The following is a 10,675-nucleotide window of genomic DNA, read 5'->3' as shown; positions in this document are numbered from 1 at the left end:
CCTTGGTCACCTGCACCTACCTTTTCTATTTCATCTTCTGCTGTTTGTCCATCTCTATTTTCTAATGCTTCATCAACACCCATAGCTATATCCCCTGATTGTTCATCTATAGAAGTTATAACCGCACAAGTGTCACAGTCAAATCCATATTTTGCTCTATCATATCCTATTTCTCTTACTGTTTCTCTTACTATTTTAGGTATATCAGCATACGCTTTTGTTGTTATTTCTCCCGCTACTAATACAAGCCCCGTTGTTACTGTAGTCTCACAAGCAACTCTTGATAGTGGATCTTGCTTTAATAATTCATCTAATATTGCATCTGATATTTGGTCACATATTTTATCTGGATGCCCTTCTGTTACTGATTCTGATGTAAATAAATGTCTTGCCATATTAACCACCATCCTTATCTATTTGTTTATATTATCACATAATACAAGTGATAACTCTCTTAATATCTTACATGCTGTTACCGTAGATACGTTAGTATTATCATAGTCTGGACTAAGCTCTACAATATCACATCCCACTAAGTTTATATTTCCATTTTTTAATATACTAAACACATTTTGAAACTCTCGATATGTTATTCCTCCAGGTTCCGGAGTTCCAGTACCTGGGAATATTGACGGATCTAATACATCTAAATCTATTGTTAAATAAACTCTCTTTCCATTTAAGCTATCTACTATATCTTTAAATGTATCTATACTTCCAACTTCCATATAAGTGTGATTTTGTTTTAACGCAAAGTCAAACTCCTCTTTAGTTCCAGATCTTATTCCAAATTGATAAATTCTATTATCTCCAACTAAATCCCATACTCTTTTTATTACTGTTGCATGTGAATTTTTGTTATTGTTATATTCTTCTCTAAGGTCTGTATGGGCATCGAAATGAAGTACACATACATCTTCATATTTCTCATAAACTGCCTTAAAAGCAGGTAGTGTAACTAAGTGTTCTCCGCCTATCATAAAAGGTATTTTTTCATCATTTACTATTTCTTTAGTACTTTCATATATTTCATCTAATACTTTTTTAGTATCTCCAATACTTAATTCTAAATCTCCAATATCACAGATTTTGAAATCTTCCAGATCTAAATCTAGCATTGGAGAATATGTTTCAAGCCCATAAAATTCAGGTCTCATAGAGCTACTTGCAAATCTTGTTCCCGGTCTATTAGAAGTAGTTCCATCAAATCCAACTCCATAAACTACTACATCAGCTTCATCATAACTTGAATCCATTCCCATAAAAGTGTTTATATGAGAAAAATTATTTACTTTCATTTAACATATCCTTCACATATTGAGGTAACATAAATGCACCTACATGTATATCGCTATTATAGTATTTAGTTTTTAAGTTTAATTTTTCCCATGCTTCTCTATTTTGATTTTTTATCGGGTCAAACTTTTTAGATGCAAATCCAAATAACCAATGTCCTGATGGATAGGTTGGTATATGAGCTTGATAAACTTTAGCTATTGGGAATAAATTAGTTATTTTTTCATTTGCTCTTTTCATTTCTTTAGCATTAAAGTCAAAATAAGGACTTTCATTTTGATTTACAAGTATTCCGTCTTCACTTAACACTCTATAGCAATCATTATAGAAATCAATTGAGAATAATCCTTCTCCAGGTCCTATTGGATCAGTTGAATCTACTATTATTAAATCATAAGATGCATCTTTTGAATTTTTAACAAATGCTACACCATCTTCGTAGTAAAGATTCACTCTTTTATCATTTAATTTACATGCACATATATCTATAAATTTTCTAGATACATCTACAACCATTTTATCTATTTCAACCATATCTATCTTTTCTATTTGTGGATAACGAGTAAGTTCTCTTACCGTACCTCCATCTCCTCCACCTATAACTAATACATTTTTTATATTCATATTAGTCGCCATAGGTGTATGAACTATCATATCATGGTATATAAATTCATCTTTATAATTAACCATCATAAGCCCATCAAGTGTTAAAAATTTTCCAAATTCTTTACTTTCAAACACATCTACTTGTTGAAAATCAGATTTATCACTAAATAAATGCTTATCTACTTTTATTGAAAAACGTACATTATCAGTCCACTCTTCTGTGTACCAAAGTTCCATAATAGTTCCTCCAAATTTATTTATATTTTCTATTTTTAAGCGTCATTTTTATCAAAACAATTATCAATATGAATGTGAATCTAATCGTTTCTATGATGTGAACGCAGTGAATTTTACCTGCACTTATTTGCGCGATTTATATATATATGGTAAAATATAAGTCCAAATTTATTTTTATTTTTTATCGCTTACTTATTTTGAGCAACGGAATAGATTGAACGTATATGAATATCTATTCGTTGGCGAAATGAGCAGAGCGAATTTTAGGTATTTTTATTTATATAGCTTCCGGCTTATGAGTAATTGTGCCTAAATCTTTTTTTGCAAATTTTTGTATCTTAGTCGTTAATCCTCTAGGTATTTCAGTTGATTCGCTTCTTTCTGCTTTTAAAAGTTCTTCTAACAATTCAAAACTTTTCCACGGATCTATATCTCCACAAGTAAAGAAGTCTGCTGATGCGTATCCATATTCTGGCCATGTATGTATTGTTAAATGGGACTCAGCTATTATTACCGCACCTGATACTCCCCATGGATTAAAATGATGGAAAACTGAATCTACTATAGTTGCCTTTGCATTTAATGCTGACTTATTCATAAACTCTTCTATTAGTTTTGGATCTCTTAAAATCTCTTCATCACAATTATAGTATTCAACTAATATATGACGTCCTAATGTTTCAAATTTCATAACTCTCACTCTCCTAAATATCTAATCTTAATTTATAACTAAAATTGTTTCTAAATTTTTGTCTTTCATATCGCATAAGTATGCATTACTATCTTTAAGTAGTTTTATATAGTCAATAATTTCTTTTGTAATTAGCTCTCCTGGTGCAACTACTGGGATTCCTGGAGGGTAAGCCATTATACTTTCACCGCTTATTCTATTAACACAATCATCAATATTTACACTTTCTTTTTTTGAATAAAAAGCTTCTCTTGGATTTATCTTTATAATTGGATTTATTTGTTTTATTTTAATCGCACCTTTACTTACATTTTTTGAACTTATTAAAGCAATTATTTCTATTGCATTTATAAGTTTATCTACGTCTTCTTTTGTAGTTCCAAGCGATATAAGTACTAGTATATTATTTATATCTCCCAGTTCCACTTGAATATCAAATCCTTTGTAAAGTAAGTCATAAACTTCAAATCCAGTTAAACTTAAATTCGATACATTTATACATAATTTCGTTTCATCAATATAATCTACACCTTTGTTTTTTAATAGTTCTTTTGATAAAACTTTTATATTATTAATTTTATTTAACCTAGACTTTGCATATCTAGCTAGTTTTATTGCATTTAGTAATTGACTTTGACCATTTTTAACTAAATTATGTCTTGCACCATCAATACTTGACATAAGCAAATAAGATGCTGACGTTGATTGAAGCATATTTATAGTTTGCTGAATTTTATCTGCATCAATATCCTTATTTATTAAAAGCATTGATGCTTGAGTTAATGCGCCTCCACTTTTATGCATACTTACAGCACTCATGTGTGCTCCTAGTTCCATAGCTGATGTTGGAAGTTCTTCATTAAACGGAAAATGTGCGCCGTGTGCCTCATCAATTAATACTAAGATATTTTTTTCCTTGCAAACTTTAATTATTTCTTCTAAGTCGCAACATGCTCCATAGTAAGTTGGATTTAATAAAAATACTGCTTTTATGTCATTTACTTCGTCTAACGCTTTCTTAATCTTGTTAGCATCAACATTTAAACTAATACCAAGTTCATTACTAAACTCTGGATCTATAAATACTGGCTCTCCTCCACTTAATATAAGTGCATTTATAACTGATTTGTGTATATTTCTTGGTAACAATACTTTATCTCCTGGATTTATTGTAGATAAAATCATTATTTGTATTGCTCCTGTTGTTCCATTAGTTATAAAAAATGCTTTATCACTTTTATATGCTTTTGCTAGTAATTCCTGAGCTTCTTTTATTATACTTTTGGGATTTGATACATTATCCATTCTTGGAGATGAATTTATATCCATATTCATTAAATCGTCACCAAAATAATTATTTAAAATCCTAACACCTTGGTTCTTTACATGTCCTGGTACATCAAAGCATGATATATCCTTCATTGAATATTTTTTCAAGTTGTATAAGAGAGGTATTTCCTCCGATTCTATATCTTTCATTTAAATCCCCCTTTATTAATAATCTATGTCATCAAACTTATTATAACTATCTTTTTTATTTACTTTTATTAAACTTACAAATCTAATTATACATTCTATATTTTTTTTGCAACCATTTTTTTATATTTTTTTATTTTTTATATAAAAGTTAAAGTTCAGTGTTTTACACATTTATTCAACTTTTACAAAAAAAAGTTTTTATTAATTTTTATAAAGTTTAGTATAACTAACTATATCCTCATATTAATTTTATTAAAAATTAGTATAGCTAACCTTTTTTATAATTTTTATACACTTTCATTCTAAGTGTTAAGCATATTAATATTTTAATTTTATTTTTCTTGTTAAACTATTTTTTCCGACAATTTTTTTATAAAAAAATAGCACCCATTTTATGGATGCTATCTAAATTCCTATTTATGTTTTTTATATAATATATAATTAACAGAAAATGAAATCATTATTAAACCTACCGCTATTAATATTTTATAACTAGGTACATCTGGCTCTGTCACAATTCCACTCTCTATAATATCTACTTTAATTGCATGTATATCAGTATCTCCCATATGTTCACTACAAGCTTTATTATATACACCTTCGACTTCAAGCTTATCTCCGATTTTGTTGTATCCACCATATACTTTTATCTTTTTTATATCTTCATTTTTCATATATACACCTATAGCATTTGTGCTGTCTTTTATATTAACCCATCCATACCTATCTCTTTTCAATGATTCTCCAATTACTTCACCTTTTACACTAATAATCTTATGATTAAATTCCTTAGCATTTGTAATTAAGTCATTTATATTAATATTTTGTGCACCTGATTTAGTTGGATATATTGCAAAAATAAATGTGCTTATTAAAATCAATATTTTCTTTATCATTTCATGCATATTTTCTTAATCCCTTCAAATGAATATCCTATAAGTACAAATACTGCCATAAATTCTAATCTTGCTACATACATAGCAAATATATAATAAAGCTTTAAAATAATAGGCATATTTGGTTCAATTATACCTATAGATAATCCAACATTTCCTGCCATTGATGCTGATTCAAATATTGATTGATTTAGTGGATAATTATAAAAGCATGCTAATAATACTCCACCTAAAAATAAAATTAAATAACAAAGTATTATTATTGCACTAGATCTAACAATTTCACTATCTAGTACATGGTCTTTTATATGGTGAAATTTAAATGTTTTTATTCTTCTTTCTGATACTAATGATTCTTTAATACTTGCTATAAACCCTTTAAATACAACTGCTAATCTAAGTATTTTAAATCCTCCAGCAGTTGAACAAGCACTTCCTCCAATTAGCATAATTATTGACAAAACTAAAATATTAAAATCGCCCCACTCATATGCAAACTGATTTGGATATGCACTCATAAATCCAGTAGTTGTATGTGCTGATAATAGAGTAAATGCACTTTTTCTAAATGTTGATATAGCATCGGGATATAAATTAAGATTATTAAGCCCCTTTGTTAATAAAAATACTCCTAAAAATATAGTAATTAAAAATGTTCTTATTTCTATATTTTTATAGATTTCACTATTATTACCTCTCCATATGCAATAATGAAGTCCAAAATTTATTGAACCTAACATTAAAAATATAGTTGCTATTATTTCATATGAAAAGCTATGATAATACATTATATTTTGACTCATTGGAGCAAACCCTGATGTACTCCATGCTGATGATATTATGCAATAACCATGGTACAAAGCTCTAACGGGAGATAATCCTATTTGAATACCATTTATCCAAAGTATAAAAGTTCCTACTAATAAAAATAATAAACTTATAATCCATATAAGTTTACTTGTATTATGTGTATTTGGTAATAATTCAATATCTTTGCCTTCTGCCACATACATTTTATAAGCACCTTGAGTTTTTTTAGTTAAAAAAGTTATTGCAAGAACTACCATTCCTTGTGAGCCTAAAAATGTTATTGTGTGCCTCCACATATTTAAACTCATACTTACATGATCTAAATCTTGTATTAAAAATACTCCTGTTGTTGTGAACCCACTCATAATATCAAATATTGCATCTAAAAAAGATAGCATATGGCCACTCAAATACAGTGGAATAGCAGCTAGTATCGTAAGTATTAACCATGATAAGGATACAGTTACCAAACCATGCTTCCATTCCATATATGTATTGTTTTTATTATTTTTCCCAATTGCCATAAGTGAAAATCCAACTATAAACGCTATATTTATACTTATTATAAAATCCATTAATGGCTCATATTCATTTAATAATAAAGCTACTATCATTGGTATTAACATAAAAAATGAGCTACCAACTACTATATACCCTGTATAATAGCTGATTACTTTTAAATCTCTACTATTTCTTTTACTTCTTCGCATTAAATCCTCCACTTACATAAACGAAGTCATAAATAACAACGCTAGTAATAACAAGATTATATATCCTATTTCCTTTACAATCCCAAGCAAAACGTTTTTAAATTTCAACATGTTAAAGCTCCTTTATATATATAAAGCTTCTTCTAATTTAGAGTAAATAAACTGACTTTTACTTTTTATATTTTCACTATCAGTTGCTATTACTACTTTATCATTATCTTTTAGCAATAAGTCTCCTTTGGGATATATCACATTAGAATCTCTGTATATATAAACAATTACAAAATCTAGTGGCATTACTAAGTCTTTTATTAACTTATTACACCAAGAAATATTTTTATCTATATATATTTCTACTAAAACCATATTTCCTCTTTCAAAAATCTGAAGTATTCTAATTTGTTCATTTTCAAATTCCCAATCTATTAAGTTGCTAATGACTTCCGTACTGCAAACTGTTTTATCTACTGATAACATTTTAAATACTTCTTGATTTTTAGGGTTGTTAATTCTCGATATGGTTTGCTTTATATTAAAATTCTCTTTTGCAACTTCACAAATAACTAGATTTTCTTCATCTTTACCTGTTGCAGCCACCACTACATCAGCTATATCTATTTCTGCATCTCTTAATACATCTAAATCAGTACCATCACCATGTATTATATCTGTATTTATTTTTTTTGATATTTTGTTGCATAAATTTTTATCTTTTTCTATAAGTGTTACATTGTGTTTTCTATTAACTAAATTTTTTGCAAGATAAAATCCTACCTTGCCTCCCCCTATAACTATAACTTTCATATCTTCCCTCTTATACTCTAGATTTTAATTCTTGTATCCCAAGCTTAATTGGGCTTATATAATTAATTCCTAATGATGTATATATGTGTTCTTTATTCATATCTACAACCCTTGCAATTACTTTATCTACATTGAATACTTTTTTAGCAATTTTGCAGGCGGTTATATTAATACTATCATTTTGTGTAAGTGCTAAAAATAGATTACAATACTCTATTCCTGCTTCTCTTAATATATCTATATCATATTCCACTCCTACTAATCTTAGCGCATTTATACCTTTTCCTAGTGATTCTAACTTTTCTTTATCTTTGTCTATTATTACTACATCATGTCCATCATCTAAAAATTCCTTTGCCATACTAGATCCTAATTTCCCACATCCTGCAATTATTATGTACATATCAATCACCTCTTGATATATTTCTCTTAAAATTATTATATTAACTCTTCATATCTGTTTCTCCTTCTTTAAAGAATGATTTAATATAAAATTTAAATTTTATAAAATAAAAAAGAAGCTAAAATGCTTCTCTTTTATTTATTTTAGATTTTTAATTATGTTATCTATTGGCATTAATCTATCAAGGTAATACCACTTACAATCAGTATCTAAAAATTTTGCATATTCTTTTTTGCTTTTGTAATCATGTGCTTTTTTAGTAAAGAATTTGTGCTCTTTTTTTCCTTCTCTGTTTTTTATAGTCTCATATTTAAGTTCATTAATAAATTTGTAATCTAAGTACCCAAAAATCTGTACTTTTTCTATATTATATAAATCTTTTATTAAATGTCTTTTTACTTTATCTTTTTTATCTTCCATTTCTAAATTTAAATGAACACCTACATAATAATTACTTTTATTATTTTCAAATTCGTCTTTATCTATTATAAGTCTAGTGTGTATTTCTTTTGCTATTGCTGTTTTTATAGCTATCTTTTTCTTATTTATAACACTTTCATCTATACCCTTACTCATTAAGTAATTTAAAAATCCACATTCAGAAACTTTCTCTACAAATATTCTTTGTTCTAACACTTCTTGCTGTAATTCTTTATTTTTTATCTCTTTAGGTATTAAATTTTTGTATTTATCAAAGTGTTTAGATTCATCTAATGCAAATTCTCTACATTCTTTTAATTGCTCTTGTGTTATATTTACAGATTTAGTAATTAATTTTTCAAATCTTTGCTTTATACCTATATTTTTAACAAATACTTCATATTTGCTACTTGCTTTTATATAATTCATGTCTTTCTCTCCTTAAAGTTTATATTATATAATAATAACATAGAAAGTAGTATTATATACACGCTTAATTTAAGGAGGATTTAATTTGCCTAAAATAAAATATAAAGATACTTTTATAAGTTACAATATAAAAAAAACAAAGCCTAAAAAAAGTATCTCAATTAAAATAAAATATCCTGATATCGTTGAAGTTTTGTCTCCTTCATATGTGTCTGATAAAGAAATACATAATTTAGTTTTATCTAAATCTAATTGGATTTTTAATAAATTAAAAGAATTTGAAGATAAAAAAGTTGAGGAGGTTAATCTAAGTTTTGAAGATAATAGTAAACTACCTTTCCTTGGAGAAAATTATATTCTAAATATTGTTAAAAGTAACCAGATTATTAATTGTAAATTAGAATTTGATAAAAATAAATTTATAGCTTATGTTCCTACATTTATGTCAATTGATAATCAAAAGAAAGAGCTTAAAAAACTTTTTATAGACTTGTTAATATGGTACGGATCTAATATCATTAATGAACGAATAAACATTTATTCAAAAAAATTAAATGTTTATTATGAAAGTTTTAAAGTTAAAGATCAAAAATCAACTTGGGGAACTTGTTCTTCATTAGGTAATATTTATATAAATTACAAAATACTACTTGCCCCTATTGACATAGTTGATTATGTAGTTGTTCACGAGCTTTGCCATCTTAGAGAAATGAATCATTCTAATAAATTTTGGTCTTTAGTTCAAAGTATTATCCCTGATTATATAATTAAAAGAAATTGGCTTAAAGAAAATGGATTTAAACTTAAAGTTTAAACCTATTTTTATGTTGACATGCACAATATATCACCTTAATAAATAATGTAAAATAGGACATTTTAAGCAACGGATTTGACTTAAACGATATCAAATGTCATATCGTTGGCGACATGATGAAATCAAATTTTTTATTTTAGGAGGAGAAAATATGTTAAGCGATCAAAAATATGTTATTTTATCACTTGAACTTCACTTGTTTTTTTCAAGAATTATGAAAGAGCATTCTCTTTTTTTAGAGGCTGGATTTACTCCTAAAGACTCGAACCTTGCTAAAGAAGCTGATCATTATAAAAGGGAGTTTGAAAAACTGTTATCATATACAGTAAGTGCCAGTAATGGTGTAATTAGACCTGATGTTTTAGAATCTGGAGAAATTGTTACTGATTACACATTAAGCACAGAGCAAAAAACACAAAATTTAACAGGTATAGATATAAATCAAAATATAACTAATTCAGAGGCAAGATTACACAGTAGAAGAAATCCTCAGGTTAGTTCTGAAATGGTAAACTATGTAAAAAGACTTAACTCTAATGCGAAGAATCTTCTTAATGGCCTTATTAATTTTAAACGAAGAGTATTAAATGGTGTGTTATCTTGTAATCTATTTACAGTTAATTATCCTCTACTTATTGACCACATAACTCGTGAAGCAATTTTATATCTTTCTTTAATAGATGATTTAGAAAATAGAATTGATATTGATTCTATAGATATAAGAGAAACAGAGCTATTTTGGGATCAAATCATGATGGAACATGCATTATTTATTAGAGGTTTACTTGATCCTTCTGAAAATAATTTAATTGAAACTTCCGATGATTTTGCTAATGAATACGAAGATTTGATTGAGGAAGCAAAAAACATGACAAATGTAACAATAAATAGTATTACAAATGAAACTCTAAACCAAACCATTCAATTTAAAGATTTTAAACAAGCAGGAACAGCTGGACTTGATCAATGTAAAATAAAATCTATAATACTTCCTCTTCTTGCAGATCATGTATTAAGAGAAGCTAATCATTATATTAGAATATTAAAAAATTATACAAAAATGTAATTTAGATATATATA

The 10,675-nt window shown here is 27.2% G+C and carries 12 protein-coding genes; 2 read left to right on the top strand and 10 right to left on the bottom strand.

Going from position 1 to position 10,675, the window contains the following annotated elements; genetic code table 11:
- From JWF52_RS11470 to JWF52_RS11425, 10 genes are all read right to left on the bottom strand, one after another.
- Positions 1–395, bottom strand: a 395-nt coding sequence (locus JWF52_RS11470; protein ID WP_286184121.1) for an S-adenosylmethionine synthetase N-terminal domain-containing protein, incomplete at its 3' end; no start/stop codon positions are given.
- Between the two features lie 18 nt (positions 396–413).
- On the bottom strand, positions 414–1,298 hold the full coding sequence (gene speB / locus JWF52_RS11465; protein WP_208333698.1) for an agmatinase: 885 nt from the start codon (positions 1,296–1,298) through the stop codon (positions 414–416).
- A complete protein-coding gene (speE, locus tag JWF52_RS11460) occupies positions 1,285–2,139 on the bottom strand; it encodes a polyamine aminopropyltransferase (protein WP_208333697.1) in 855 nt (284 codons plus the stop codon). Before speE ends, speB begins: the two co-directional genes overlap by 14 nt.
- A gap of 277 nt (positions 2,140–2,416) precedes the next feature.
- On the bottom strand, positions 2,417–2,830 hold the full coding sequence (speD, locus tag JWF52_RS11455) for an adenosylmethionine decarboxylase (RefSeq protein WP_042275290.1): 414 nt from the start codon (positions 2,828–2,830) through the stop codon (positions 2,417–2,419).
- A gap of 27 nt (positions 2,831–2,857) precedes the next feature.
- Positions 2,858–4,309: an aminotransferase class I/II-fold pyridoxal phosphate-dependent enzyme gene (locus JWF52_RS11450; protein ID WP_208333696.1), complete on the bottom strand. Its 1,452-nt coding sequence runs from the start codon at positions 4,307–4,309 to the stop codon at positions 2,858–2,860.
- Positions 4,310–4,722: 413 nt separating this feature from the next.
- Positions 4,723–5,214, bottom strand: a complete 492-nt coding sequence (locus JWF52_RS11445; RefSeq protein ID WP_208333695.1) for a hypothetical protein — start codon at positions 5,212–5,214, stop codon at positions 4,723–4,725.
- Positions 5,202–6,725, bottom strand: coding sequence for a TrkH family potassium uptake protein (locus tag JWF52_RS11440; protein WP_208333694.1), 1,524 nt, complete (start codon positions 6,723–6,725; stop codon positions 5,202–5,204). Before JWF52_RS11440 ends, JWF52_RS11445 begins: the two co-directional genes overlap by 13 nt.
- A 123-nt stretch (positions 6,726–6,848) precedes the next feature.
- The gene (locus tag JWF52_RS11435) at positions 6,849–7,529 is read right to left on the bottom strand and encodes a potassium channel family protein (protein ID WP_208333693.1); all 681 of its coding nucleotides are present in this window, start codon (positions 7,527–7,529) and stop codon (positions 6,849–6,851) included.
- A 10-nt stretch (positions 7,530–7,539) separates the two neighbouring features.
- A complete protein-coding gene (locus tag JWF52_RS11430; RefSeq protein ID WP_208333692.1) occupies positions 7,540–7,932 on the bottom strand; it encodes a potassium channel family protein in 393 nt (130 codons plus the stop codon).
- 138 nt (positions 7,933–8,070) lie between these two features.
- Positions 8,071–8,781, bottom strand: a complete 711-nt coding sequence (locus tag JWF52_RS11425; protein WP_208333691.1) for a hypothetical protein — start codon at positions 8,779–8,781, stop codon at positions 8,071–8,073.
- 85 nt (positions 8,782–8,866) lie between these two features.
- On the opposite strand from JWF52_RS11425, the gene JWF52_RS11420 reads away from it, so the two are divergent.
- Together JWF52_RS11420 and JWF52_RS11415 are read left to right on the top strand one after the other, a co-directional pair.
- A complete protein-coding gene (locus JWF52_RS11420; RefSeq protein WP_208333690.1) occupies positions 8,867–9,595 on the top strand; it encodes a M48 family metallopeptidase in 729 nt (242 codons plus the stop codon).
- A 151-nt stretch (positions 9,596–9,746) separates the two neighbouring features.
- Positions 9,747–10,661 carry a DUF2935 domain-containing protein gene (locus JWF52_RS11415; RefSeq protein WP_208333689.1) on the top strand — a complete coding sequence of 305 codons (915 nt, stop codon included), beginning with the start codon at positions 9,747–9,749 and terminating at the stop codon, positions 10,659–10,661.
- Positions 10,662–10,675: the final 14 nt, after the last annotated feature.

The sequence above is a fragment of the Clostridium sp. CCUG 7971 genome, assembly GCF_017590215.1.
Lineage (GTDB): Bacteria > Bacillota > Clostridia > Peptostreptococcales > Peptostreptococcaceae > Faecalimicrobium.
This window is presented reverse-complemented; position numbering and strand designations above follow the sequence as displayed.